Annotated in this window: 18 protein-coding genes, 2 tRNA genes, 3 rRNA genes and 1 riboswitch; of the genes, 14 read left to right on the top strand and 9 right to left on the bottom strand. The window is 46.3% G+C overall.

From position 1 onward, the window contains the following. Positions 1 to 22: 22 nt before the first annotated feature. Positions 23 to 233: riboswitch (cobalamin riboswitch) on the top strand. 71 nt (positions 234 to 304) lie between these two features. The 9 genes from btuB to EL341_RS15855 all read left to right on the top strand — a co-directional run bounded on the left by btuB (position 305) and on the right by EL341_RS15855 (position 11,192). Next, on the top strand, positions 305 to 2,152 hold the full coding sequence (gene btuB / locus EL341_RS15895) for a TonB-dependent vitamin B12 receptor BtuB (protein ID WP_074824702.1): 1,848 nt from the start codon (positions 305 to 307) through the stop codon (positions 2,150 to 2,152). A 24-nt stretch (positions 2,153 to 2,176) separates the two neighbouring features. Then, positions 2,177 to 2,968 (top strand): glutamate racemase, encoded by a 792-nt coding sequence (murI, locus tag EL341_RS15890; RefSeq protein ID WP_126468150.1) that lies wholly within the window; start codon positions 2,177 to 2,179, stop codon positions 2,966 to 2,968. 397 nt (positions 2,969 to 3,365) lie between these two features. Further along, positions 3,366 to 4,908: ribosomal RNA gene (locus EL341_RS15885) — 16S ribosomal RNA — on the top strand. Between the two features lie 103 nt (positions 4,909 to 5,011). Continuing rightward, positions 5,012 to 5,088 (top strand) — tRNA-Ile (locus EL341_RS15880). A 135-nt stretch (positions 5,089 to 5,223) separates the two neighbouring features. Then, positions 5,224 to 5,299, top strand: a tRNA-Ala gene (locus EL341_RS15875). Positions 5,300 to 5,506: 207 nt separating this feature from the next. Further along, a 23S ribosomal RNA gene (locus tag EL341_RS15870) occupies positions 5,507 to 8,417 on the top strand. 108 nt (positions 8,418 to 8,525) lie between these two features. Next, positions 8,526 to 8,641 (top strand): 5S ribosomal RNA (gene rrf, locus EL341_RS15865). Together the 16S, 23S and 5S rRNA genes with 2 tRNA genes alongside form the textbook arrangement of a ribosomal RNA operon. Before the next feature lie 387 nt (positions 8,642 to 9,028). Continuing rightward, a protein-coding gene (locus tag EL341_RS15860; RefSeq protein WP_126468149.1) for an IS3 family transposase occupies positions 9,029 to 10,205 on the top strand; the annotation gives its coding sequence in 2 pieces (ribosomal slippage) (positions 9,029 to 9,282 and positions 9,281 to 10,205; 1,179 coding nt in all). 54 nt (positions 10,206 to 10,259) lie between these two features. Continuing rightward, a complete protein-coding gene (locus EL341_RS15855) occupies positions 10,260 to 11,192 on the top strand; it encodes an alpha/beta hydrolase family protein (protein WP_074824407.1) in 933 nt (310 codons plus the stop codon). Between the two features lie 52 nt (positions 11,193 to 11,244). Here EL341_RS15855 and aqpZ read toward each other — a convergent pair whose 3' ends face one another. Continuing rightward, a complete protein-coding gene (gene aqpZ / locus EL341_RS15850; RefSeq protein ID WP_047782201.1) occupies positions 11,245 to 11,946 on the bottom strand; it encodes an aquaporin Z in 702 nt (233 codons plus the stop codon). A 407-nt stretch (positions 11,947 to 12,353) separates the two neighbouring features. Between aqpZ and EL341_RS15845 the strand changes: the two genes are divergently transcribed. Further along, a complete protein-coding gene (locus EL341_RS15845) occupies positions 12,354 to 12,905 on the top strand; it encodes a zf-TFIIB domain-containing protein (RefSeq protein ID WP_074824404.1) in 552 nt (183 codons plus the stop codon). A gap of 52 nt (positions 12,906 to 12,957) precedes the next feature. On the opposite strand, the gene EL341_RS15840 is transcribed toward EL341_RS15845, so the two are convergent. Genes EL341_RS15840 through acs form a run of 3 tightly spaced genes read right to left on the bottom strand, consistent with a single transcriptional unit; the run spans position 12,958 to position 16,934 of the window. After that, positions 12,958 to 14,613 (bottom strand): cation acetate symporter, encoded by a 1,656-nt coding sequence (locus EL341_RS15840; RefSeq protein WP_047782199.1) that lies wholly within the window; start codon positions 14,611 to 14,613, stop codon positions 12,958 to 12,960. Next, positions 14,610 to 14,921 carry a DUF485 domain-containing protein gene (locus EL341_RS15835; RefSeq protein WP_047782198.1) on the bottom strand — a complete coding sequence of 104 codons (312 nt, stop codon included), beginning with the start codon at positions 14,919 to 14,921 and terminating at the stop codon, positions 14,610 to 14,612. The genes EL341_RS15840 and EL341_RS15835 overlap by 4 nt, the downstream gene beginning before the upstream one ends. A gap of 54 nt (positions 14,922 to 14,975) precedes the next feature. Continuing rightward, the gene (acs, locus tag EL341_RS15830; RefSeq protein WP_074824398.1) at positions 14,976 to 16,934 is read right to left on the bottom strand and encodes an acetate--CoA ligase; all 1,959 of its coding nucleotides are present in this window, start codon (positions 16,932 to 16,934) and stop codon (positions 14,976 to 14,978) included. Between the two features lie 841 nt (positions 16,935 to 17,775). Between acs and gltP the strand changes: the two genes are divergently transcribed. The 3 genes from gltP (at position 17,776) to EL341_RS15815 (ending at position 21,269) form a co-directional block, all read left to right on the top strand. Continuing rightward, positions 17,776 to 19,077 carry a glutamate/aspartate:proton symporter GltP gene (gene gltP, locus EL341_RS15825; protein WP_047782196.1) on the top strand — a complete coding sequence of 434 codons (1,302 nt, stop codon included), beginning with the start codon at positions 17,776 to 17,778 and terminating at the stop codon, positions 19,075 to 19,077. 173 nt (positions 19,078 to 19,250) lie between these two features. Beyond that, positions 19,251 to 19,853 carry a TetR family transcriptional regulator gene (locus EL341_RS15820; RefSeq protein ID WP_158487448.1) on the top strand — a complete coding sequence of 201 codons (603 nt, stop codon included), beginning with the start codon at positions 19,251 to 19,253 and terminating at the stop codon, positions 19,851 to 19,853. Between the two features lie 84 nt (positions 19,854 to 19,937). Further along, a complete protein-coding gene (locus EL341_RS15815) occupies positions 19,938 to 21,269 on the top strand; it encodes an MATE family efflux transporter (protein ID WP_114987153.1) in 1,332 nt (443 codons plus the stop codon). A 69-nt stretch (positions 21,270 to 21,338) separates the two neighbouring features. On the opposite strand, the gene EL341_RS15810 is transcribed toward EL341_RS15815, so the two are convergent. The 3 genes from EL341_RS15810 to EL341_RS15800 all read right to left on the bottom strand — a co-directional run bounded on the left by EL341_RS15810 (position 21,339) and on the right by EL341_RS15800 (position 23,371). After that, positions 21,339 to 21,662, bottom strand: a complete 324-nt coding sequence (locus tag EL341_RS15810; RefSeq protein ID WP_074824388.1) for an AzlD domain-containing protein — start codon at positions 21,660 to 21,662, stop codon at positions 21,339 to 21,341. Further along, positions 21,659 to 22,375: an AzlC family ABC transporter permease gene (locus EL341_RS15805; protein WP_074824384.1), complete on the bottom strand. Its 717-nt coding sequence runs from the start codon at positions 22,373 to 22,375 to the stop codon at positions 21,659 to 21,661. The genes EL341_RS15810 and EL341_RS15805 overlap by 4 nt, the downstream gene beginning before the upstream one ends. Before the next feature lie 96 nt (positions 22,376 to 22,471). After that, on the bottom strand, positions 22,472 to 23,371 hold the full coding sequence (locus EL341_RS15800) for an AraC family transcriptional regulator (protein ID WP_232036574.1): 900 nt from the start codon (positions 23,369 to 23,371) through the stop codon (positions 22,472 to 22,474). Between the two features lie 210 nt (positions 23,372 to 23,581). Here EL341_RS15800 and EL341_RS15795 point away from each other — a divergent pair, with 210 nt between their 5' ends. Next, positions 23,582 to 24,163, top strand: a complete 582-nt coding sequence (locus tag EL341_RS15795; protein WP_047782191.1) for an NAD(P)H-dependent oxidoreductase — start codon at positions 23,582 to 23,584, stop codon at positions 24,161 to 24,163. A gap of 313 nt (positions 24,164 to 24,476) precedes the next feature. Here EL341_RS15795 and ycaC read toward each other — a convergent pair whose 3' ends face one another. Both ycaC and EL341_RS15785 read right to left on the bottom strand, forming a co-directional pair. Further along, positions 24,477 to 25,094, bottom strand: coding sequence for an isochorismate family cysteine hydrolase YcaC (gene ycaC, locus EL341_RS15790; RefSeq protein ID WP_047782190.1), 618 nt, complete (start codon positions 25,092 to 25,094; stop codon positions 24,477 to 24,479). Between the two features lie 68 nt (positions 25,095 to 25,162). Continuing rightward, positions 25,163 to 26,029, bottom strand: a complete 867-nt coding sequence (locus EL341_RS15785) for a pirin family protein (RefSeq protein ID WP_114987152.1) — start codon at positions 26,027 to 26,029, stop codon at positions 25,163 to 25,165. Positions 26,030 to 26,108 lie beyond the last annotated feature (79 nt).

Raw genomic sequence — 26,108 nt, 5'->3', positions numbered from 1 at the left:
TAGACTTCTATATAGGTTGCTTGTAGCATGTGCGGGTTCCGGCCTTTTAAATAAAGTTAAAAGGGAATCTGGTGTAAATCCAGAGCTGACGCGCAGCGGTAAACAGGAAAAATAACAGCCGCATCATTCGCTATTATCTGGCGATAGGATGCAGACACTGTCTAGCAAGACGGGAAGTCGTTGTTAAGTAAGTCTCCTTAAGCCCGAAGACCTGCCGGAAATCTGTCGCATTTATCACAGCCGTCGCGTACTACGTGCTGTCTTTTTGCGGCATCCTGCAACTTTAAGTTGGATGCTTAACGTAATGTCTACAAAAAAAATAGTATTAATAACCTCCCTTTCCGCGGCGGCTTTTTCCGCATGGGCACAGGAAGATGCCGAAAAAATGGTGGTGACGGCAAACCGTTTTCCACAACCAGTATCAACAGTTCTGGCACCGATGGATGTCGTTGACCGCGATCAAATTGATCTCTGGCAGTCTAAAAGTTTAACCGATGTTCTACGCCGTTTACCGGGAGTCGATATTGCCCAAAATGGCGGTCGTGGACAGGCTTCTTCTCTTTATATTCGTGGTACTGAGTCGCGTCATGTATTAGTGCTGGTGGACGGTATTCGTGTGCCGATCAGCGGTATTATGGGTGTGGCCGACTTTAACCAAATCCCAATTTCATTGGTGCAGCGGGTGGAATATATTCGTGGCCCACGTTCTGCGGTGTACGGTTCTGAAGCTATTGGCGGTGTGATCAACATTATTACTAATGCTGAAAAAGATGGTGGAAAAATTGAAGCCGGCCTGGGTTCAAACCATTATCAGCTTTATGACGGTAGTGTTCGCCAGACCGTTGGAGAAAAAACCACAATAACCGCAGCGGGCGCATTTGAAGATACCCGTGGATTTAATATACAACCTGGCTCAAGTTATCCGCCGGATAGTGATAAAGACGGGTTCCGCAGTAAATCTCTGTGGGCTGGCATTGAGCAGCAGTTTTCTTCGCAGTTTTCTGGTTTCCTACGTGCCTATGGTTATAGCAATAATACCGAGTATGACGGCAGCTATGGCGATGAGCGTCAGCTCTATAGCCGCAACTATGATACAGGCCTACGTTTTCTACAGGGCGATTTCTCTTCCCAACTGATCGCTAGCTATCAGACCTATAAAGACTATAACTATAATAGTGCTAAAGGTATGTATAAGGATGGAACAACGCTGGATGATATGACGCAGCGTAATATCCAATGGGGGAACTCCTATAAGTTGGATCGTGGTGTTATCAGCAGTGGAATAGATTGGCGTCAGGAAAAACTGGAGTCATCGAATAATTATGTTTCTGATAGCTATAAGCGTGATAATACCGGCTTCTATATTACAGGACAGAAATCCCTCAGTGATTTTACCTTTGAAGGGGCTGTGCGGACTGATAAAAACCAACAGTTTGGCTGGCATGAAACCTGGCAAACGGCGGCGGCATGGGAGTTCATTCCGGCATATCGCCTGACATTGTCTTATGGCACCGGCTTTTTGGCACCGACATTAGGCCAACTTTATGGCTCCGATCGTTTCAATATCTCTTCAAATCATGATTTGAAGCCGGAGGAATCCCGTCAATGGGAAGCTGGTCTGGAAGGGGATACCGGTCCGTTAAACTGGCGTTTAGCTGCGTATAGAAACAAGATTACTAACCTGATTGGTTATGAGTCTGATCCAATAACCTGGCAAGGTGGCTACTACAATATCGAGTCTGCTACCATCAAGGGTGTTGAATGGACGGGGTCGTTTGCCACGGGTCCATTGGATCATCGAATTACTCTCGAATACCTCGATCCGCGTCGTGACAAAGATAATGAGGTGCTGGGACGCCGCTCCAAACAAAAAGCAAAATATCAGCTTGATTGGAATATGTTTGGTCTGGATATGGATGTATCATATCAGTACTACGGCAAACGCTATGATAACAACACCAATGAGTACGCGAATACGCAAAGACGGTTGTCTAGCTACAGTACGGTGGATGTGTCAGCAGCTTACCCAATTACGGAGAATTTCACCGTGCGCGGTAAGGTTGCTAATCTGCTGGATAAAGATTACCAAACGGCGTACAGATATGAAACGGCGGAACGAGAGTATACCCTCACTGCCAGCTATACTTTCTAATCAACGATACAAGGGGCACCTTCTATGCCAACAGCATTGGTTTTTGACTCAGGCGTAGGTGGTCTCTCGGTCTATCAGGAAATCCGGCAATTATTGCCGGATTTATCCATCATTTATGCTTTTGACAGCGCCGGTTTTCCTTACGGAGAAAAAAGCGAACAGGTGATTGCCGAACGGGTGGTCAAACTGGTTGGGGCGATATGCCAGCAGCATCAAATCGATATTATTGTTATTGCCTGTAATACCGCCAGCGTTGTTTCCCTTCCTGCTTTGCGCGATAGTTTTGATATTCCTGTTGTTGGCGTGGTACCAGCGGTGAAGCCGGCTGCTAGCCTGACGCGTAACGGTATTGTTGGACTATTAGCGACGAAAGTGACGGTTAATCGCCCTTATACCCATGAGTTAATCGCTAAATTTGCTCAGGATTGCCAAATAAAATTAATGGGCTCCAGTCGCTTAGTGGAGTTGGCCGAAGAAAAACTGCATGGCCAACCGGTAATGGCGGAAGAACTAAAACAAATTTTGTCGCCATGGCTAAATACACCACAAGCTCCGGATACCATTGTTTTAGGTTGTACCCATTTCCCTCTGCTTAAAGAGGAACTGGCGGCGGTATTACCAAAAGAAACACTGTTGGTTGATTCCGGCGCGGCGGTGGCCCGCAGAGTTGCCACACTGCTTGGTGATGTTGATTGGCAGAAAGTGAAGAAAGCGCCAAACATCGCTTATTGTTCACGGCTCGATGCTGAAGCTGAGAAGTTATTACCGATTTTACATCAGTTTGGCTTTGAATCGCTGACGGAACAGTCAATTTGAGTGGTTTTTGTTTAAACAATCAGCAGTCAGTAATTTTTTTGCAATTAGCACTTGCCAGATAAATCTGAATCCCTATAATGCGCCTCCACTGACCCGGCAACAGCCGGCGAAGACAGAGTTTAAGATGAATAAATCTGTGATTTAACACTTGACTCTGTAGCGGGAAAGCGTAGTATACGCAGCCCGTGCCACAGCAAGCGAAGCTTACTGTTGGCCATGCTCTTTAACAATTTATCAGACAATCTGTGTGGGCACTCACAAGACGGTATCTCACGCTGTAACACTTCGGTGTTCAGCAACAAAAAATACCAAGTCTTAAAGAGTGACCAAGCAGTAATTCATTTGTAATTTATTACAGACGTTTTATTACGAAAGTAATCTTTGAGCATCAAGCTTTTAATTGAAGAGTTTGATCATGGCTCAGATTGAACGCTGGCGGCAGGCCTAACACATGCAAGTCGAGCGGCAGCGGGAAGTAGCTTGCTACTTTGCCGGCGAGCGGCGGACGGGTGAGTAATGTCTGGGAAACTGCCTGATGGAGGGGGATAACTACTGGAAACGGTGGCTAATACCGCGTAACGTCGCAAGACCAAAGAGGGGGACCTTCGGGCCTCTCGCCATCAGATGTGCCCAGATGGGATTAGCTAGTAGGTGGGGTAATGGCTCACCTAGGCGACGATCCCTAGCTGGTCTGAGAGGATGACCAGCCACACTGGGACTGAGACACGGCCCAGACTCCTACGGGAGGCAGCAGTGGGGAATATTGCACAATGGGGGAAACCCTGATGCAGCCATGCCGCGTGTGTGAAGAAGGCCTTAGGGTTGTAAAGCACTTTCAGCGGGGAGGAAGGGTAGGTACTTAATACGTGCTTACATTGACGTTACCCGCAGAAGAAGCACCGGCTAACTCCGTGCCAGCAGCCGCGGTAATACGGAGGGTGCAAGCGTTAATCGGAATTACTGGGCGTAAAGCGCACGCAGGCGGTTTGTTAAGTTAGATGTGAAATCCCCGGGCTTAACCTGGGAACTGCATTTAAAACTGGCAAGCTAGAGTCTTGTAGAGGGGGGTAGAATTCCATGTGTAGCGGTGAAATGCGTAGAGATGTGGAGGAATACCGGTGGCGAAGGCGGCCCCCTGGACAAAGACTGACGCTCAGGTGCGAAAGCGTGGGGAGCAAACAGGATTAGATACCCTGGTAGTCCACGCTGTAAACGATGTCGACTTGGAGGTTGTTCCCTTGAGGAGTGGCTTCCGGAGCTAACGCGTTAAGTCGACCGCCTGGGGAGTACGGCCGCAAGGTTAAAACTCAAATGAATTGACGGGGGCCCGCACAAGCGGTGGAGCATGTGGTTTAATTCGATGCAACGCGAAGAACCTTACCTACTCTTGACATCCAGAGAACTTAGCAGAGATGCTTTGGTGCCTTCGGGAACTCTGAGACAGGTGCTGCATGGCTGTCGTCAGCTCGTGTTGTGAAATGTTGGGTTAAGTCCCGCAACGAGCGCAACCCTTATCCTTTGTTGCCAGCGAGTAATGTCGGGAACTCAAAGGAGACTGCCGGTGATAAACCGGAGGAAGGTGGGGATGACGTCAAGTCATCATGGCCCTTACGAGTAGGGCTACACACGTGCTACAATGGCGTATACAAAGAGAAGCTAACTCGCGAGAGCATGCGGACCTCATAAAGTACGTCGTAGTCCGGATCGGAGTCTGCAACTCGACTCCGTGAAGTCGGAATCGCTAGTAATCGTGGATCAGAATGCCACGGTGAATACGTTCCCGGGCCTTGTACACACCGCCCGTCACACCATGGGAGTGGGTTGCAAAAGAAGTAGGTAGCTTAACCTTCGGGAGGGCGCTTACCACTTTGTGATTCATGACTGGGGTGAAGTCGTAACAAGGTAACCGTAGGGGAACCTGCGGTTGGATCACCTCCTTACCTAAAAGATACGCAGTTAAGTGCAGTGTCCACACAGATTGTCTGATGAAATGAAAAGAGAGCAAAAAGATTTGAGCGAGCCTTGAATCTTAAGCACCTTATTGGGTCTGTAGCTCAGGTGGTTAGAGCGCACCCCTGATAAGGGTGAGGTCGGTGGTTCAAGTCCACTCAGACCCACCACTTCTACTTATCCTTGTCGCTTTCAAGCGCTGCGTTACTCATGTGCGGTTGCACATTGCGTTACTCGCGTTGAAATCACCGGCGGTTAAGCGAAGTGGCGATAAAGTGAACGAAATAAGGTGTGCTGTTCTTTATGGGGCTATAGCTCAGCTGGGAGAGCGCCTGCCTTGCACGCAGGAGGTCAGCGGTTCGATCCCGCTTAGCTCCACCATAAAGACCAACTATCCCCAATAAATTATTTCAAAGTGTACTGATTACGGTCAGTGTGCTGTGAAATATTGCTCTTTAACAATCCGGAACAAGCTGAAATTTGAATCCTCAGCAACAATGAGTTTTACGACTTCTATTGTTGAACTGAGCGAGTCTCTCAATATTTGCAGCACGAAAGCGTCTTGTAAGAGACACCTTCGGGTTGTGAGGTTAAGTGACTAAGCGTACACGGTGGATGCCTAGGCAGTCAGAGGCGATGAAGGGCGTGCTAATCTGCGATAAGCGTCGGTAAGGTGATATGAACCGTTATAACCGGCGATACCCGAATGGGGAAACCCAGTGTGTTTCGACACATTATCATAACATGAATACATAGTGTTATGAGGCGAACCGGGGGAACTGAAACATCTAAGTACCCCGAGGAAAAGAAATCAACCGAGATTCCCCTAGTAGCGGCGAGCGAACGGGGAGCAGCCCAGAACCTGAATCAGTTTGTGTGTTAGTGGAAGCGTCTGGAAAGTCGCGCGATACAGGGTGATAGTCCCGTACACCAAAATGCACAGATTGTGAGTTCGATGAGTAGGGCGGGACACGTGATATCCTGTCTGAAGATGGGGGGACCATCCTCCAAGGCTAAATACTCCTGACTGACCGATAGTGAACCAGTACCGTGAGGGAAAGGCGAAAAGAACCCCGGCGAGGGGAGTGAAACAGAACCTGAAACCGTGTACGTACAAGCAGTGGGAGCACTCTATAGGGGTGTGACTGCGTACCTTTTGTATAATGGGTCAGCGACTTATATTTTGTAGCAAGGTTAACCGAATAGGGGAGCCGTAGGGAAACCGAGTCTTAACTGGGCGTCATAGTTGCAAGGTATAGACCCGAAACCCGGTGATCTAGCCATGGGCAGGTTGAAGGTTGGGTAACACTAACTGGAGGACCGAACCGACTAATGTTGAAAAATTAGCGGATGACCTGTGGCTGGGGGTGAAAGGCCAATCAAACCGGGAGATAGCTGGTTCTCCCCGAAAGCTATTTAGGTAGCGCCTCGTGAACTCATCTTCGGGGGTAGAGCACTGTTTCGACTAGGGGGTCATCCCGACTTACCAACTCGATGCAAACTCCGAATACCGAAGAATGTTATCACGGGAGACACACGGCGGGTGCTAACGTCCGTCGTGAAGAGGGAAACAACCCAGACCGCCAGCTAAGGTCCCAAAGTCATGGTTAAGTGGGAAACGATGTGGGAAGGCACAGACAGCCAGGATGTTGGCTTAGAAGCAGCCATCATTTAAAGAAAGCGTAATAGCTCACTGGTCGAGTCGGCCTGCGCGGAAGATGTAACGGGGCTAAACCATGCACCGAAGCTGCGGCAGCGATATGAAAATATTGTTGGGTAGGGGAGCGTTCTGTAAGCCTGCGAAGGTGGACTGTGAGGTCTGCTGGAGGTATCAGAAGTGCGAATGCTGACATAAGTAACGATAAAGCGGGTGAAAAGCCCGCTCGCCGGAAGACCAAGGGTTCCTGTCCAACGTTAATCGGGGCAGGGTGAGTCGACCCCTAAGGCGAGGCCGAAAGGCGTAGTCGATGGGAAACAGGTTAATATTCCTGTACTTGGTGTTACTGCGAAGGGGGGACGAAGAAGGCTAGGCTATCCGGGCGACGGTTGTCCCGGTTTAAGCGTGTAGGTGGGTTGTTTAGGTAAATCCGGACGACTATTAAACACTGAGGCGTGATGACGAGTCTCTACGGAGATGAAGTAGTTGATGCCCTGCTTCCAGGAAAAGCCTCTAAGCTCCAGGTAACATTAAATCGTACCCCAAACCGACACAGGTGGTCAGGTAGAGAATACTCAGGCGCTTGAGAGAACTCGGGTGAAGGAACTAGGCAAAATGGTGCCGTAACTTCGGGAGAAGGCACGCTGGCATTAGGTGAAGTCCCTCGCGGATGGAGCCGAAGCCAGTCGAAGATACCAGCTGGCTGCAACTGTTTATTAAAAACACAGCACTGTGCAAACACGAAAGTGGACGTATACGGTGTGACGCCTGCCCGGTGCTGGAAGGTTAATTGATGGGGTTAGCGGCAACGCGAAGCTCTTGATCGAAGCCCCAGTAAACGGCGGCCGTAACTATAACGGTCCTAAGGTAGCGAAATTCCTTGTCGGGTAAGTTCCGACCTGCACGAATGGCGTAATGATGGCCAGGCTGTCTCCACCCGAGACTCAGTGAAATTGAACTCGCAGTGAAGATGCTGTGTACCCGCGGCAAGACGGAAAGACCCCGTGAACCTTTACTATAGCTTGACACTGAACATTGAGCCTTGATGTGTAGGATAGGTGGGAGGCTTTGAAGCGTGGACGCCAGTCTGCGTGGAGCCAACCTTGAAATACCACCCTTTAATGTTTGATGTTCTAACTTTGGCCCCTAATCGGGGTTGAGGACAGTGTCTGGTGGGTAGTTTGACTGGGGCGGTCTCCTCCCAAAGAGTAACGGAGGAGCACGAAGGTTAGCTAATCACGGTCGGACATCGTGAGGTTAGTGCAAAGGCATAAGCTAGCTTGACTGCGAGAGTGACGGCTCGAGCAGGTACGAAAGTAGGTCTTAGTGATCCGGTGGTTCTGAATGGAAGGGCCATCGCTCAACGGATAAAAGGTACTCCGGGGATAACAGGCTGATACCGCCCAAGAGTTCATATCGACGGCGGTGTTTGGCACCTCGATGTCGGCTCATCACATCCTGGGGCTGAAGTAGGTCCCAAGGGTACGGCTGTTCGCCGTTTAAAGTGGTACGCGAGCTGGGTTTAGAACGTCGTGAGACAGTTCGGTCCCTATCTGCCGTGGGCGTTGGAAGATTGAGAGGGGTTGCTCCTAGTACGAGAGGACCGGAGTGAACGCACCACTGGTGTTCGGGTTGTCATGCCAATGGCATTGCCCGGTAGCTACGTGCGGAAAAGATAACCGCTGAAAGCATCTAAGCGGGAAACTTGCCTCGAGATGAGTCTTCCCTTGGACCTTGAGTCCACTAAAGGAACGTTAAAGACCATGACGTTGATAGGCCGGGTGTGTAAGCGTAGCGATACGTTGAGCTAACCGGTACTAATGAACCGTGAGACTTAACCTTACAACACCGAAGGTGTTTTGATTGAGAGATTTTCAGCTTGTGAACGGATTGAAGTGAATGGTTGAGTGCGTTGAGAGACGGACCTGACGGTTCATGAAACAGAATATGCCTGGCGGCGATAGCGCGGTGGTCCCACCTGACCCCATGCCGAACTCAGCAGTGAAACGCCGTAGCGCCGATGGTAGTGTGGGGTCTCCCCATGCGAGAGTAGGGAACTGCCAGGCTCCAATTAAGTGATAACCCTCAGCGAAAGCTGGGGGTTTTTGCGTTTTGGGCGGTTAAACTTCTCGGCCTGTTCTCCATGTTTTTATATTATCCCGGTATTGAGAGTCACCAATCCCCACAGGCACTTCTTTTGGATGCCAATCTGAGGGAGAGACGGGCGTGGGGGTCGACTTGGCGTAAGCCAACGAAGTGCCCGTAGCGCGGCTAGGCCCGAAGCTCGCCAGGCTTAATACCCGCGTATTTTCGGTTAGGCCCGAATCTCATCGGGCTCACTACCAGCGTGTTCCTAGCTAAACGGATACTTTACCGATACTGTAGTGGCATAGTTAATTTGGCCACCTGAATAGAGGTGATATCATCGCCTCATAGTCAAAACAGGTGACACAATGATCAGAAATAGCAGACGTAATTTCAGCCCAGAGTTCAGACTTGAGGCTGCTCAGTTAGTTCTCGACCAACACTACACCGTTACCGCAGCGGCTACGGCAATGAATGTCGGTAAATCTACAATGGATAAATGGGTTCGCCAACTTAAAGAAGAACGCGCAGGGAAATCCCCGAAAGCCTCTCCGATGACACCTGAGCAACTTCGCATTCGGGAATTAGAAAAACGCCTACAACGTATTGAAATGGAAACGATATATTAAAAAAGGCTACCGCGCTCTTGATGTCAGACTCCCTGAACAATTCTCGTTAGTTGAGAGACTCAGGACGCGGTTTCCTGTTGCTTTCATTTGCAATGTGTTCGGGATCCATCGCAGTAGCTATCGGTACTGGATAAGCCGACCGCAGAAACCTGATGCAAAACACATCGTTATACTAAGCCTGGTTCGTGAAGTTCATCATGCCAGCAATGGCTCTGCGGGAGCCCGAAGCATTGCCGATATGGTCAGCGGAAGAGGTGTTCCGTTGAGCCGTTGGCGAGCCAGTAAGCTAATGAAAGAGCTTAATATTGTTAGTTGCCAGCAACCGAAGTATCGTTGCAGGAAAGCCACAAAAGAGCGTGTAGATATCCCTAATCATCTGGACCGACAGTTTGCAGTGACTGAGCCCAATCAGACCTGGTGTGGTGACGTGACATACATCTGGACGGGTAAACGCTGGGCTTATCTGGCGGTTGTTTTGGATTTATTTTCCCGCAAGCCAATAGGCTGGGCGATGTCGTTTTCTCCAGACTCAGTACTGACAGGAAAAGCATTAACGATGGCCTGGGAATCTCGGAGGAAGCCGGCTGGCGTTATGTATCATTCTGATCAGGGAAGTCACTATACCAGTAGGGAATTCAGACGGTTACTGTGGCGTTATCGGATAAAACAAAGTATGAGTCGGCGAGGGAATTGCTGGGACAACAGCCCGATGGAACGATTTTTTCGCAGTCTGAAATCAGAATGGGTACCCAACTGTGGATACGCTAATTTTAGTGAAGCAAATATGGCCATAACGAATTACATCATTGGTTATTACAGCCAGCTCAGACCCCACCAATATAATGGTGGATTAACACCCAATGAATCAGAGCGATTGTTCTGGGAAAACTCTAAAACTGTGGCCAATTTTTGTTGACCACTACATACTGATTGTCTAATCTTTACTATTGATGTGCATAAGGATAGGCAAATGATTCTTAGACTGCTGTTTTCAATATCATTACTTCTACCGTTAAGCTCTTTTTCTGCCGAATTATTAAACAGAGAAGATGGCTCCGCTATCACTTACTATCTGGAACGTAATTCTACGTCCGATAAATCTCCCGTATTACTCGTCATTATTCAAGGTTCTGACTGCAATAGCGTGTCTAAAAATCGCTTGATTAAAAATCAGTTGAAGTATGTATGGCCTCAGGCTGATGTACTTACGGTAGAAAAATATGGGATTGATTCAACGCTGGTATATAGCGATTCCGTTGAGCGTGAGGATTGCCCTAAACAATACATGCAGAGGGATAATCTAGAACAGCGGGTTACGGATATAAAGCAGGTTATGGATGTTAGTAGAGATAAATATCATTACGGTAGCGTTATTGTATTAGGAGGAAGTGAAGGGGCAGTGGTGGCTAATATACTGGCTTCAAAAGTGGATTACATTGATGCTACCGTGTCATTTAGTGGCGGTGGACGTTGGTTTAAGGATGATGTCTTGCACAGTATGTCAGTTGATACTGATAATCCCTCAAAAGTTAAGGAAGATGCGGCCAATTTCGGAGAAATGGTGAAATATATTCTATCCGCTAAGCCTTTCGAACTGGAAATGAGCAATCATGGGTATGGTTGGTGGCGTAGTGTGTTAAGCGTCGATCAGCAGGTAGTACTGAGTTCAGTAACATCACCGGTTTTAATTATTCAGGGTGGAAAGGATACCTCGGTACCACCAAAAAAAGTTAGTCAAATGATAGAGATATTACAGGGAGCAGGCAAAAATAATATCGATTACCTGTTTTATCCCGAATTGGATCATGTTTTGCAGGATAAAGAAGGAAATAGCCAAATGTCAGAGGTTGCTAAAGAGATAAATATTTGGCTTAAGAAGGTGATGCGAAATAGCGGTAATTAAATAAGGATATAGCGCCTGCCATGATAAACAACAGGCGCTATACAGATCGATATTAGTCAGCTTTCTTACTTTCCAGCAGGAAACGATAGATTAAACCACCGATAACACCGCCGATTAATGGAACCAGCCAGAACATCCATAACTGCTCAAGTGCCCAACCACCTTGGAAAATAGCTACACCAGTACTACGTGCTGGGTTAACTGAGGTATTGGTAACAGGAATGCTGATTAAGTGAATTAGCGTCAGGCCAAGACCGATAGCCAAAGGCGCGAAACCCGCTGGAGCGCGTTTATCTGTTGCACCATGAATAATGATTAGGAAGAAGGCAGTTAATACCAACTCAGCAACGATAGCGGCCTGTAAAGAGAATCCACCCGGAGAATGTTCACCGTATCCGTTAGAGGCAAAACCGCTGGCGCTGGCATCAAAACCTGCTTTACCGTCGGCAATAACCCATAATACCGCTGCGGCAGCAATGGCACCAATAACCTGGGCGATAATGTAGGGAACAACGTCTTTTGCTGGGAAACGACCACCGGCAAACAGGCCAAGAGTAACCGCTGGATTAAAATGGCCGCCAGAAATGTGACCAACAGCATAAGCCATTGTTAATACAGTCAGACCGAATGCAAGAGCAACACCGGCAAAACCGATGCCTAAGCCCGGGAATGCAGCCGCCAGAACTGCGCTGCCGCAACCACCAAAAACCAACCAAAAAGTACCGAAGAATTCGGCAGATAATCTTTTAAACATAATGCAGTTTCCTTAAAAATATAAATATACATACTGGTTTGGGGCATGCTTATTGTGAATATAGTCCATTATGGTGGCCTAACCAGAGTGTAACTAGCTGCTGAATATTATTTAAATATGCGGATTAGATCACAAAAAAACTGTTACATTAATTATTGAATTAGAATTTAATTTTAATATATTGATAATAAACAATATTTTTGCGTGTTTTATGAAATTGATGTTTGATTATTCATCATTCAGATGATATTTTATTCAATATTACGATTTTTTATGCTGATAATATTTATATTTTGATATTATTTGATGCACTTTATTACTACTTTAATATCTGTAATTGCAATTCTGTTGCACTTTGAGCAGATATTATTTTCAAAGAGTTGCTTTCAAGGAAAGAGAGATAATTAATGCAATGTCCAAAATGTAAAACTGGCGTGTTACAACCGACTCGTTTGGATAATCTGATACCAGTTCATACCTGTAATGCTTGTGGTGGAAACTGGCTGATATTAGAAGACTATCTAAGATACAAAGGGCAGTTACCAGAGTCTGCTGAATTGCCGAATGATGTGGTTGTTAAAAGTGAGGAAACCAAATCAGCGTTACTCTGTCCGGTTACTGGTTCACTGATGCTTAAATTCCGCATATCTAAAGATACTGAACATCGTTTGGATTTAAGCCCGAAAGTAAACGGTATTTGGTTGGATAAAGGTGAATGGGAGCTGTTAAACGCCCATGGTCTGGCTGACAAATTAAATGCTATTTTTACCGATGTATGGCAGAGGCAGATTCGGGAAGCCCATACTCAGGCGCAGTTTGATGAAATGTATCTGAGTCAGTTTGGTCAGGAAGACTATGACAAAGTTAAAGATCTACGTGAATGGCTACAGCAACATCCGCAAAAAGATCGATTAAAGGCATTTCTGTTGGCAGATAATCCTTGGTCAGCGGTTAAGTAGTGATATGAAAAAATTAAAGGCGCTAAAGCGCCTTTAATGACATGAATCGAGGCTAATGAGATACGCTTTCCGATGCGCCATAACCAGTTTGTGAACGGATAAACTGCGGATAGAAAAGTTGTCGTTCTTGTATCGCACTTTGTGATGAATCAGTGATGGAGAAGAACCAAGTCCCAAAGAATGCAATGGTCATCGAAAATAGTGCCGGATATTCATAAGGATAAATCGGTTTAGCATGCCCAAGGATTTGCACCCAAATGGTTGGTCCAAGGACCATCATGGTTACCGCGCTGATTAATCCCAACCAGCCGCCAATCATGGCTCCCCGAGTGGTTAATCTACGCCAGTACATGGATAGTATAATAATGGGGAAGTTACAGCTGGCAGCGATAGAGAATGCCAAACCTACCATGAAAGCGATATTTTGCTTTTCAAATAGAATTCCCAGCCCGATAGCCACAAATCCCAAGACAATCGTTGTGACTTTAGAGACCTTGAGCTCATCGCGTTCGGTGGCCTTGCCCTGTTTAATCACATTAGCATACAGATCGTGGGAAACGGCGGATGCACCCGCTAAGGTTAAACCAGCCACTACTGCCAGTATGGTTGCAAAGGCAACGGCAGAGATAAAGCCGAGGAAGAAACTACCGCCAACCGCATCAGCAAGATGCACGGCAGCCATATTATTTCCACCAATTAGCGCGCCGGCAGCATCTTTAAATATCGGGTTTCCGCCCACCAGAAAGATGGCGCCAAATCCAATGATAAAGGTCAGAATATAGAAGTAGCCGATGAAACCGGTAGCGTAGAATACGCTTTTACGCGCTTCCTTTGCATCACTGACGGTAAAGAAACGCATAAGAATATGCGGTAATCCAGCAGTACCGAACATTAAGGCCAGACCAAGGGAAAGGGCGGAGATTGGATCGGAAACTAATCCACCCGGACTCATAATAGCCACCCCTTTAGGGCTGGTTTTAATCGCCTGCACAAACAGTTCATTGAAATCGAAGTTTACGGACTTCATGACCATGATAGCCATAAAGCTGGCGCCAGCCAGTAGCAATACGGCTTTGATAATTTGTACCCACGTGGTGGCTAACATACCGCCAAACAGGACATACAGTACCATCAAGATACCGACCAGAATCACAGCCACATGATAATTCAGGCCGAACAGCAGTTGAATTAACTTACCGGCTCCAACCATTTGGGCAATCAAATATAGAGCAACCACTACCAGCGAGCCGCAAGCCGATAGGGTGCGGATTTCCTTCTGTTTTAAACGGTAGGAGGCGACATCAGCAAAGGTATATTTGCCTAGATTACGTAGGCGCTCAGCAATCAGAAACAGAATGATAGGCCAGCCAATCAGAAAGCCAATGGAATAGATTAGACCGTCATAGCCGGATGTGTAAACCAAAGCTGAGATGCCGAGGAAGGAGGCGGCGGACATAAAATCACCGGCGATGGCCAGCCCATTTTGTAGACCGGTAATCTTACCTCCTGCCGTATAGTAGTCAGAGCGAGAACGGGTGCGCTTGGAAGCCCAATAAGTAATGTAGAGCGTTGCCCCGACAAACAGAACAAACATAATGATAGCTTCGATATTAAGCGGTTGGCGCTTCACCTCGCCGCTGATACCTTCAGCAAAAACCATTGGTGATATAGCTAATAGGGGTAATAGAGAGAGAGGGCGCATTTTCATTGGTGTGCCTCATCGAGTATTTTGGCATTAATTTCATCAAACTCTCTATTGGCGCGGTAGACATAAATTCCGGTCAATAAAAATGAAGTAATAATCAGGCCGATGCCCACGGGGATCCCCCGGGTGATACTGGTCCCTTCTGCAATGGGGGTGCCCAGCCACTGAGGTTCAAAGGCGATCAGTAGGATAAAACCTACATAGAGTGCCAGTGTGATAAACGAGAGCGACCAAGCGAATCTATCTCGTTTGCGCACCAAGTCTTTGAAGCGCGGGTTACTTTCAATCCGTTGATAAATGTGTTCATTCATCAGAGCGTCTCCTGTGAGATATCGATTGAATATCGCCGCGCGAAGCGGCGTAGTCTATGAGGCGACTTTCATTAACTCCTTTTCCTGCAGCAATTTTTCTACGACGCTAGGGTCGGCAAGGGTTGAGATGTCACCCAGGTTACTGGTATCGCCTTCGGCGATTTTCCGCAGAATACGGCGCATGATTTTTCCTGAACGTGTTTTTGGCAGCGTTTGGGTCCAGTGCAGAATATCCGGGGTGGCAATAGGGCCGATTTCTTTACGCACCCACTTGATGACGTTATCGTAGAGTTCATCATTGGGTTCGACGCCATTGTTCAACGTGATATAGGCGTAGATAGCCTGCCCTTTAATGTAATGGGGAATACCAACCACGGCGGCTTCAGCAATTTGTGGATGGGCTACCAGAGCGGATTCAATCTCAGCAGTACCCAGACGATGGCCTGATACGTTGAGCACATCATCAACTCGTCCGGTAATCCAGTAATAGCCATCTTCATCACGGCGGGCGCCGTCACCGCTGAAATAGGTACCTTTAAACGATGAAAAATAGGTTTGTTCAAACCGCTCGTGGTCGCCATAAAGGGTGCGAGCCTGTCCCGGCCAAGAGTCGGTAATCACCAGATTACCCTCACAGGTATCGGTAAGTATATTGCCATCGTTATCCACTAAAGCAGGCTGAACACCGAAGAACGGTAGAGTTGCTGATCCAGCTTTAAGCTCGGTGGCTCCGGGTAGCGGGGTTAACATAAAACCGCCAGTTTCCGTTTGCCACCAGGTATCAACAATTGGGCATTTTCCATTACCGATGGTGTAGTAATACCATTCCCAGGCTTCAGGATTTATGGGCTCGCCAACGGTGCCCATAATTCTTAATGAACTCCGTTTGGTATCGGCGATGGCCAGATCGCCCTGCGCCATTAGAGAACGGATGGCCGTCGGCGCGGTATAAAGAATATTAACTTGATGCTTGTCCACAACTTGAGACATGCGATTAGGGCCCGGATAAGTCAATAAGCCTTCAAACAATAGCGTCGTGGCCCCATTGCTTAGTGGGCCGTACAGCGCATAACTATGGCCGGTTACCCAGCCCATATCGGCGGTACACCAGTAAATTTCGCCATCGTGGTAATCAAACGTGTATTTAAAGGTGAGAGAGGCATAAACCAGATAGCCGCCAGTGGTATGCAGCACGCCTTTTGGCTTGCCGGTTGAACCGGAGGTATAAAGAATAAACAATGGATTTTCTGCCGGTAATTCTACTGGTGGGCAATCATCGCTCGCCAGATCTTCCAACTCATGCCACCACAAATCGTGCCCGACTTTCCAATTAATGGTGTTACCGGTTCTTTTAAAGACAATGGTGTGTTCTATGCTCTTCACATTGGGATTGGATAGCGCATCATCAATGTTTTTCTTTAAAGGAATGGTCTTATTCGCACGCAGACCTTCATCTGCGGTAATGAGTAGCCGTGCATTGGAATCGATAATACGTCCGGATATGGCTTCCGGAGAAAAGCCGGCAAAGATCACCGAATGGATTAATCCAATACGCGCGCAGGCCAGCATCGCGATGGCGGTTTCGGGAACCATCGGCATATAAATAGCGACGACATCGCCCCGTTGTAACCCCAGCGATTTCAGAACATTGGCAAATTTACAGACTCGCTGATGGAGTTGGCGATAGGTGATTTTTTGCGTTTCAGAACCATCATCACTCTCCCAAATGATGGCGGTTTGCTCCCCTCGAGTTACTAAATGGCGATCCAGACAGTTAGCCGATAAGTTAAGCGTACCATCTTCAAACCAACGGATATCAATATTGCCCGGTGCAAATGAAGTATTTTTAACTTTGGTATAAGGTTTGATCCAATCAACAATTTTTCCCTGTTCAGCCCAGAATTCATCGGGATTTTGCACCGATTGCTGATACATCGCTTGGTATTGTTGTTTATTTATCAGTGCGTTTTCTGCTATAGCAGCAGGAACGGGATGCTTATGAACAGTGCTCATTATTGTCCCTCTTTATATTTGTTAATATTATGTAATCTAGTTGTTATTTAAACTTTGCGCACATCTTATGTTCGTTTTTTGCGCGGAAGATCACGCTTCGTTATAGATGATCGTGATGTGTGGTAAGTTAATTTATTAATAACTTAATTAATCAAAAGGTTTTTTTAATAAATACGATTATTTATTCTGAATGACCTGATGATAACCCTCCCCATTCTTTCAGAAGATGGATTATCATTCATTTGTGTTAATTGCTTGGTTAAATTGAGTATAGCGCTGATATACAAATGGATAGGAATTAAACGACCTATATGTTGAATTGGGTAAAACCCATACTTTATTGTGCCTTTTTATCGCATTTTTACACATCTGGGTGATTAAAATAGTCAGAGTGACCAATATAAGAACTTATTGCTTTCTTATTAGCCAGATGTCGTCAGGTTTTTTAGTCGCTTTCAGTCCACTTTAATTTAATTTTAATTGTTATTAATCAATTAATTATATGTAATTTAATGATGGGTTAATCATGCCGGTAGCAACTCGCCAACATCCGAATATTCTCGGTGTGTTTCTACTGCCCAGATAGCTATCTTGTACGGTTTTCACTAGTGAATTCGTCTGAATTGCAGTGATTATGTAAAGAAAAATGTAATTTTCATGCATAAGATGCTAAAAAGAGCGCCGGAGATCTTTACCGATTATTTTCAATAGTAAGAAAAAGGGGAGTGGACCATTTGGCGGCGAAGTTTAAGTTCCTGAACCCCGCATAAAAATAATGATAACACCTTACCTTAAGGTGAGCCTGCAAACAGGCGTTTAACGAGATTGAAGGATGTTTTATATGAAAGGTTTTAAAGTAAGTTTAGCTTGGCAGATTCTGATTGCTCTGGTTCTCGGGGTGATTGTTGGTTCGATCATGCATGGAGGAACCTCAACCGATTGGTTAGTGGCGAATTTCTTCAAGCCTGCTGGCGACATTTTTATCCGTTTAATTAAGATGATTGTTGTGCCTATTGTTGTATCAACGCTGGTGGTTGGTATTGCAGGGGTTGGCGATGCCAAGAAGTTAGGCCGCATCGGATTGAAAACCATTATTTATTTTGAAGTTATCACTACTATAGCCATCGTTATTGGTTTAGTGGCGGCTAATGTTTTTCAACCCGGTCACGGTATCGATATGTCCCAACTACATAAGGTGGACATATCTCAATATAAAGCAACAACGGCAGAAGTGCAGAGTGGCGCTCATAGCCTAGTTATCACTCTTATGTCGTTAATTCCGACGAATATATTCCAAGCGCTGGCCAAAGGCGAGATGCTCCCGATTATCTTCTTCTCAGTTTTGTTTGGCTTAGGATTGTCATCCTTGCCTAAAGAGACCCGTGCGCCGTTACTGAACGTGTTCAGATCGATGTCTGAAACCATGTTTAGAGTGACCCATATGATCATGCGTTATGCGCCGGTGGGCGTGTTTGCACTGATTTCTGTTACCGTAGCAAATTTTGGTTTCTCTTCCCTGATTCCATTGGTGAAACTCGTGGTCTTGGTTTATGCCGCGATTCTATTCTTCGGATTAGTGGTGTTAGGTACGGTCGCTCGCATTTGTGGATTGCGTATTTGGACGTTAATTCGCATTCTGAAAGACGAACTGATTTTGGCCTATTCAACATCAAGTTCTGAAACAGTGTTACCAAGAATTATCGAGAAAATGGAAGCCTATGGTGCACCTAAAGCCATCACTGGTTTTGTGGTACCAACCGGTTATTCCTTTAACCTTGACGGTTCAACCCTGTATCAGAGTATTGCTGCCATCTTTATTGCTCAGCTATACGGCATTGAGTTGTCGTTAATGCAGGAGATCACACTGGTATTAACCCTGATGGTGACCTCGAAAGGTATCGCTGGCGTACCGGGCGTTTCATTTGTCGTTCTGTTGGCAACCTTGGGCAGTGTGGGCATTCCACTTGATGGCCTGATGTTTATTGCTGGTGTTGACCGCATTATGGATATGGCTCGTACAGCTTTAAACGTGGTTGGTAATGCGTTAGCGGTGCTGGTGATTGCCAAGTGGGAAAGACAGTTTGATAAAGACAAAGCCCGCGCTTATGAAGTTGAAATGATTGGCAAGTCACACATTGCTTAGCTACTGACTGATTGATAAACAAAAAAGCCACCCTCTTTTAATGGTGGCTTTTTTATTGGTAAAGCGTCTTGGATTGTTGTTTCTCTGGTATCTGAAAAATTATGGACAGATGTTCAAGTTGAACGTATGATCAACTTCGTTTTAATTCCGAACTCAGGTGTATTATGTCCTATATGGCGAAAGATGAACGCCGCGCTGCCATTCTCGAAGCGGCGATTAAGGTCGCGCTCAAAGAAGGACTAATGAATATTACTACCCGTAAAGTGAGCGCCGAATTAGGTGCTGCAACGGGGATAATTCACCATCACTTCGCCTCAACGGTTGAATTAAGACAGGAAGTATTCCGCCAGTTTACTCTGCAATCTCATCAGGCCGTATGCGAGAAAATTACCGGCATGACACCACCAGATCAGCTGTTTCATCTGTTGGACTATTCTGAGACTACCCCGGAAGATCCCGTTAGCCAGCTATGGAACGATGCATGGGCTGAAGCAGTGCGGGATAAACAGCTGGGGCAAGTGTATAGCGATTCATTGAAAGTCCTACATCAAGAAGCGGTACGGATCATCGAACAAGGGTGCCTAACGGGTCATTTCCAACCGGATACCCAGCGGGAAGATATTTCAATTAAAGCCTGGCGATTAATGTCAGTGAGTTTTGGCGCTACGTCGATCTCTGATATTGATTCATCCATTATGCAGCCGATTTCATCGGCAGATCTGCTAAAAAACAGCATCCGCTGTGAATTGGGTGTGAAGGCCGTTGACGACTGGTAGCTGCTAAAAGTTATTGGTTAACGCTTTTTATGGTCATTGGCTGATTTTTTTACACAAACTTATTCAATATATTCAGGATATTTTATGCAAGACAAGCGTATAGGGGCGCTCTTCGCCCGTTATGCTATCCCTGCTCTTATCGCGATGCTGGTCAGCGGAACCTATCAGATAATCGCGGGTATTTTTGTTGGGCGCTATATTGGTAGCGATGGTTTAGCTGCGATTAATTTGGCCTGGCCGTTGGTTGGCGTCATGTTGGCCGTTGGTTTGATGATCGGTATTGGTATCGGTAGTCATGTTTCGCTATCTCGTGGGGCGGGGGAGCGGGATAAAGCTTCGGCTTATATTGGGCAACTGCCGCTATTAGTGATGTTACCGAGCCTTTTACTTAGCGCCATTTTGTATTTCGCCGGATATCAAATTCTGGAGTTTCAGGGCGCAACGGGTAAAGCGCTGGAATACGGATATGACTTTTTGAAGGTCATCGCGTTTTCTACTCCACTGGTGTTAGGCAGTATTGCCGCGCCTTATCTGATGCGTAATCTTAATGCACCTCGTCTGGCAACCACCTTTATGGTGATTGGTGCCCTGATGAATATTGCTCTGGATTATGTATTTATCGTGCATTTTAGAATGGAGCTGGTTGGTGCTGCGTTGGCAACGGTGATTGCGGAAAGCACCGCCATGGTATTGGCGCTATTTTATATTTTTAGCAAGCGTAGTCCGGTTAGGCTGCGTCGTCAGCACTTTAAGTTTCGTTCGGACCTTAGCTGGAATATTTGTAAGAATGGTTCCTCCAGCTTATTTATGTATCTGTATCTTGGTGCGACGATTATTGCCTATAACTTTATGTTTTTACGTTATGGCGGGCCGATTGAAGTGGCAGCCTATGCGGTAACGGGGTATTTGCTGACATTCTATTATTTATTATCAGAAGGGCTGGCTCATGGTATGCAACCTATCGTTAGTCGGTTTTACGGTGAGAAAAACATTGTGGCGGCAAAACAGGTACTCAAACTGGCCATGTATTTCAGCGTTGGTGGTGGGGTGATATTCACTGCGGCATTACTGCTATTTCCGTCGCTGTTTGCTGGCTTTTTTGCCGGTGATAATGAAAGCCTGCGTCAGGCGATTGTCCACGCTATTCGAATCTCACTCTTTGTCCTGTTTATTCAAGGATTCTTTGTGGTGGCTGAGGCTTTCTTCCAGTCGATTGGCGAGGGGCATAAGGCACTGATTATTACCATCTGTAATATGGTGATTCAGCTACCGTTCTTGTTTATTCTGCCACATTATCTGGATATCAACGGTATTTGGTTGGCGATGCCAATATCGGCAATTGTACTAATGATTCCGGTGGTGTTTTTGTTAATGAAACAAATTCGTATGCTAAACCAGCAAATTGCGGCTGCATAAGCGTCTGACGCCTGAAGAATTTATTTCTTCAGGCGTCATAACGTTCAGAGGGCAGTATTTAGGTTATAGCTAAGAAATCAGAATAAACTGTTTGAGTAGCATAAAGATGGCTAAGCTAAGAATCACTGAAACCAGTGTGTTTCTGATAAACATTGCCAGTAATACTGAAATAATGGCACCAACAATATAGGGATTTAATGGCAGATCCCGTAATCCCCCTTCTTCTTGTAGAAAGATTATCGGCCCACAAATAGCCGTTAGAATGGCAGGAATAGAGAAACTCAGCAGTTTTTTAATCGCTGGACTTAATCGGATAGGCAAATTAGGTTCAAGGAAAACATAGCGGTTGAAAAAGACCACCAGCGCAACAATGAATATTGTTAACCAAATCACTCTTTATCTCCCACGATCATTGACGTTATTAATCCTGCAAACATGGCGATAACGCCTGAAATAATTAATGAGCTGGGGACGTGAAAATAACCCAGAACTACCGACAGAATAAGCGCGGTAGCCACACAAACGACAACTGGAAGATTTTTTATCATCGGAACCACAATGACAATAAACGTTGCGGCAATAGAAAAATCTAACCCATAGCTGCCTAAATCTTCTATTTGAGTAGCGGCCAGCACACCCGCCAGGGTTGCCGCAATCCAAAACAGGTAGAAGAACAAACCCACGCCGAGGGCATACCAACGGTCAAATTCTGCGGCGCTGTGTTTACCGATAAGGGCAAACAGCTCATCGGTTAATAGAAATCCTAATATCAGACGCCATCTCAACGGCAGCGGTGCAATGCGATCGCGCAAAGACAGGCTATACAGCAAATGTTGCGAGGAAATAAAAAAGACCGAAATAATAATCGCCATTATTCCCGCACCGGCCTTAATCATTCCCATGGTTGCCAGTTGAGTCGCTCCGGCAAAGACAATGGCCGATAGCCCAACGCCTTCCGCCGGTGTCAGACCAGTTTCAATGGCCATTGAGCCGGCGAGGATACCCCAAGGTAGTACGGCAAGGCTCAACGGTAGAATGGCGATGCATCCCTTCAGGAAACGGCTCCATCGGTAAGCTGCTCTGTCTTCTGATATTAATTCACTCATAACTATTCTGTTTTATCCGTAAAAATAACTGCGGTCCCTTGTGAGACATAAGGTAGATCAACTCAGGTTATTTCACCTCAAGGGGATAATGCTGTTTTAAATTGCGCTGTTCGCCAATTCTGGCAATAGGTTTTTAACATACTCTTTGGGGGTTATGCCCATCGATTTTTTAAAATGGCGGTGAAAATGGCTCTGATCGTGAAAGCCGAGCAACATAGCCGTTTCCAATATGCTACACCCATGTTTTAACAGCGTGCGACTTTTTCTGAGTCGGGCTTGAATCTGATAGGCATGGGGAGGCAGCCCGGTCATTTTTTGAAACTGACGTAATAAATAATAAGGGCTGAGGGAGACCAGTGATGAAAGCTCCAGTAACGATATGTTTTCTTCTGGGCAATCGTCCAAAAACGATCTTACTCTGAGGACTTGGCTCTGTGCATTAATCTGAACCGGCGGTGTTATGCTGGTTTTGGCATGTTTCATCATCAGTCGAGCCAAGGCAGAGAAGACGACGCTTTCTTTTAATAGCTTATTATTGGCAATAGACAGCAGTTTAAAGGATTGCCTTAATTCCAGAGCCAGAATGGGATCATAGACAACGGCCTCAGGGAAATAGGGGGTTGCCCCTGCTGTTGTCTTCATGTCTTTGGATAAGGATGCCAGTAGCTCTGCCGATGGATACATCGCGTGATAGGACCAGCCATTTTCGGTAGCGGCTCTGCCGGTATGAATATCATCGGCATTGACCAGAATGATACTGTCCTGCGGGGCGATATGGGTTCCGCCGGTACGATAGAAACTCTGGGCACCCTCATTAATCACACCGACGCAAAAGTTTTCATGGCTGTGGCGTGAGAAAGTTTGACGATGATAGCGGGCCTGTAAAACCTCCAGACCACCAAGATCCTCTACATGAGTGAAAGTCACGTTTTCTTTGTGAGTAGTCATGTTCCCCATACCATAAACGCCGTCTTGATTACCTGAATACCATAGCATTCATTTTCCGTCACCCTTTGTACAAAATTGCACTGACCGTTATTTTTTTGGCTTATCCTCAATTGTTGATTTTTAGTCAATTATATTGTGTATTTATTGCGATTTTATTGGTGAATAAGCAGGGCTAGAATAGTTTCATTACATCGGGCTAGCCACTTTCAAGTATTTGGAGCGGGCTGTCGTTTTAAATTCATTAAACAAAGTGAAACTATGAGTAATATTCTGATTATCAATGCAATGAAAAAATATGCTCACTCTAACGGTGAACTGAATCTGACCTTACACCATGCTGCCGCCGACTTTTTAGTTCAGGCTGGGCATCAGGTGCAAGAAACCATTATCGATCACGGCTATAACATTGAAGAAGAGATTGAGAAATATCTTTGGGCGGATACGGTGATTTATCAGCAACCGGGTTGGTGGATGGGTACGCCATGGATCCTAAAAAAATACATTGATGATGTGTTTACCGAAGGGCACGGTCGTTTATATGCCAGCGATGGTCGTACTCGCTCTGATGGTGCCAAAAAATACGGTTCAGGAGGATTGATTCAGGGTAAAACGTATATGCTATCGGTAACCTGGAATGCCCCTCAGGAAGCGTTTGACGATCCTGAACAGTTCTTTGAAGGTGCCGGTGTAGATGGTGTTTATTTGCCGTTCCATAAGGCTAATCAGTTCTTGGGGATGACGCCGCTGCCGACTTTCCTGTGTACCGATGTGATGAAACGTCCGGATGTGGAAAATAACCTTAAGCGTTTACACCAACATTTAACTGAGGTTTTTGCCTGATTTTACCCGGTTAGATAAAAACGGTTATTTTCATGGGTAATGCCAGTCAATTAAGTATTCTTACTCCATCTAACCCGTTATTCCGCTTTTCACCAGAGTGACGATGATGTTTTCAACCGTTCTGTGCCGTCATCCTAGCGAAAGCTAGGATCTCGCCCTTAACCCTTCGGTCATTCACTATATGAATGTTTGTTTCGCCTACGGCTACGCGTTCCAGCTTTTGTTGGGATGTGTATAACAGTACAACGCGTTAAGTCAGTGAATAACAGCGGGCTTTTATTGCCCGCTGTTATTCATCTTTTAGCCAAATGGCTTATTTTTTAACGCTAAAACTTTGTATCAGGTTGGCATAAGCAGGCAGATGTTTGCCGAGAATACCGCCAAAGCCTTCGATATCGTTACGCCAGTCACGATGTAATTCACAACCAACACCGAACCAACTCATCAACTGCGCGCCAGCCTGTGACATGCGATCCCATGCGGCATCGCGGGTTGTTAAGTTAAATGTACCGGAGGCATCGGTGACAACAAATACCTCAAAACCTTCTTCCAGTGCGGAAAGTGCCGGGAAAGCCACACAAACTTCGGTTACCACACCAGCAATCAGCAGCTGCTTTTTACCGGTGGCTTTAATAGCTTTCACAAAGTCTTCGTTATCCCAAGCGTTAATTTGCCCTGGGCGAGCGAAGTAAGGTGCTTCAGGAAACATCTCCTTTAGCTCCGGCACCAGCGGGCCATTAGGACCATCTTCAAAGCTGGTGGTCAGAATGGTTGGCAAATTAAAAAATTTGGCAATATCAGCTAAGGCTAATACGTTATTTTTAAAATCATCGGGGCTGAAGTCACGTACTAATGACAGCAGACCAGCTTGGTGATCGACAAATAATACGGCAACATCATCTTTATTTAGGCGGTTATAGGTAAAAGACATGGTAAATCTCCTGGGTTAAATAGATTAAAATTGTGCTTCGTTAGCTGAACTGTGCCAGAGTTTGGGGATCAGGCAATCATCCCCATTTTTCCCTGATTAAAATCCTCAATTGCTTGTAGGATCTCTTCTTTGGTATTCATTACAAATGGGCCATGACCAACAACCGGCTCATTAATCGGCTCGCCGCTTAATAACAGCACAATGGCGTCATTATTGGCTTCCAGCGTTATCTCACCGCCGTGGTTTTCGAAGCAGATCAGATCGGCTTCACGGGCAATCTGTTGGTCATTAATCAATACGGTACCGCTAACGACCACGAGCAGGGTGTTATGGCCTTCAGGGGCATTAAGGGCGGTACTTCCACCCGCATTTAACTTCACATTCCACATATTAATATCGGTGAAGGTTCTTGCCGGGCCCTTAGTCTGCTGATATTCACCGGCGACAACGCTAACGGTACCGGCGTTCTGTGGCAGATTAATGACCGGTATTTGCTGGTTGGTAATCGACTGATACCCAGCTGGTGCCGATTTGTCTTTGGCCGGTAAGTTGACCCACAGTTGAACCATATGCAGTTGACCTCCTGAGCGAGCAAAGGCGTCAGAGTGAAACTCTTGATGAACAATGCCCGATCCCGCAGTCATCCACTGCACATCACCGGGGCCAATAACGCCACCCGCTCCCGTTGAGTCGCGGTGTTCTACTTCCCCCTGATAAACCAGTGTTACCGTCTCAAATCCTTTATGTGGATGCTGACCAACGCCGCGATGGGCGGTAGTTGGCGTAAATTCCACCGGGCCAGCATAGTCCAACAACAGGAATGGACTGATATTTTTTGCCCCCAGGCTTTGATAGGAAAACAGGGAGCGAACAGGGAAGCCGTCACCGACCCAGTGCTGTTTTGGTGCGCCATATACGCCAGAAATCTTTCTCATAACACATACCTATTGGTTTGTTGTTTAGTTGTGAAAATTATAGATATAGAACAATGGATGCGGTAGATTGAAAAAATGA

It is taken from the genome of Pragia fontium (genome assembly GCF_900638655.1).
GTDB lineage: Bacteria > Pseudomonadota > Gammaproteobacteria > Enterobacterales > Enterobacteriaceae > Pragia > Pragia fontium.
The sequence above is the reverse complement of the archived record's forward strand: the minus strand, read 5'-3'. Positions and strand labels throughout refer to the sequence as shown.

What these genes read in the sequence shown, in the direction of transcription:
- EL341_RS15820 (WP_158487448.1), top strand. Translation starts at nt 19,251, where the DNA reads ATGGCGAAAGATGAACGCCGCGCTGCCATTCTCGAAGCGGCGATTAAG.
- EL341_RS15815 (WP_114987153.1), top strand. Translation starts at nt 19,938, where the DNA reads ATGCAAGACAAGCGTATAGGGGCGCTCTTCGCCCGTTATGCTATCCCT.
- gltP (WP_047782196.1), top strand. Translation starts at nt 17,776, where the DNA reads ATGAAAGGTTTTAAAGTAAGTTTAGCTTGGCAGATTCTGATTGCTCTG.
- EL341_RS15845 (WP_074824404.1), top strand. Translation starts at nt 12,354, where the DNA reads ATGCAATGTCCAAAATGTAAAACTGGCGTGTTACAACCGACTCGTTTG.
- EL341_RS15800 (WP_232036574.1), bottom strand. Translation starts at nt 23,371, where the DNA reads ATGCTATGGTATTCAGGTAATCAAGACGGCGTTTATGGTATGGGGAAC.
- EL341_RS15855 (WP_074824407.1), top strand. Translation starts at nt 10,260, where the DNA reads ATGATTCTTAGACTGCTGTTTTCAATATCATTACTTCTACCGTTAAGC.
- ycaC (WP_047782190.1), bottom strand. Translation starts at nt 25,094, where the DNA reads ATGTCTTTTACCTATAACCGCCTAAATAAAGATGATGTTGCCGTATTA.
- btuB (WP_074824702.1), top strand. Translation starts at nt 305, where the DNA reads ATGTCTACAAAAAAAATAGTATTAATAACCTCCCTTTCCGCGGCGGCT.
- murI (WP_126468150.1), top strand. Translation starts at nt 2,177, where the DNA reads ATGCCAACAGCATTGGTTTTTGACTCAGGCGTAGGTGGTCTCTCGGTC.
- EL341_RS15840 (WP_047782199.1), bottom strand. Translation starts at nt 14,613, where the DNA reads ATGAAAATGCGCCCTCTCTCTCTATTACCCCTATTAGCTATATCACCA.
- EL341_RS15795 (WP_047782191.1), top strand. Translation starts at nt 23,582, where the DNA reads ATGAGTAATATTCTGATTATCAATGCAATGAAAAAATATGCTCACTCT.
- EL341_RS15835 (WP_047782198.1), bottom strand. Translation starts at nt 14,921, where the DNA reads ATGAATGAACACATTTATCAACGGATTGAAAGTAACCCGCGCTTCAAA.
- acs (WP_074824398.1), bottom strand. Translation starts at nt 16,934, where the DNA reads ATGAGCACTGTTCATAAGCATCCCGTTCCTGCTGCTATAGCAGAAAAC.
- EL341_RS15785 (WP_114987152.1), bottom strand. Translation starts at nt 26,029, where the DNA reads ATGAGAAAGATTTCTGGCGTATATGGCGCACCAAAACAGCACTGGGTC.
- aqpZ (WP_047782201.1), bottom strand. Translation starts at nt 11,946, where the DNA reads ATGTTTAAAAGATTATCTGCCGAATTCTTCGGTACTTTTTGGTTGGTT.
- EL341_RS15805 (WP_074824384.1), bottom strand. Translation starts at nt 22,375, where the DNA reads ATGAGTGAATTAATATCAGAAGACAGAGCAGCTTACCGATGGAGCCGT.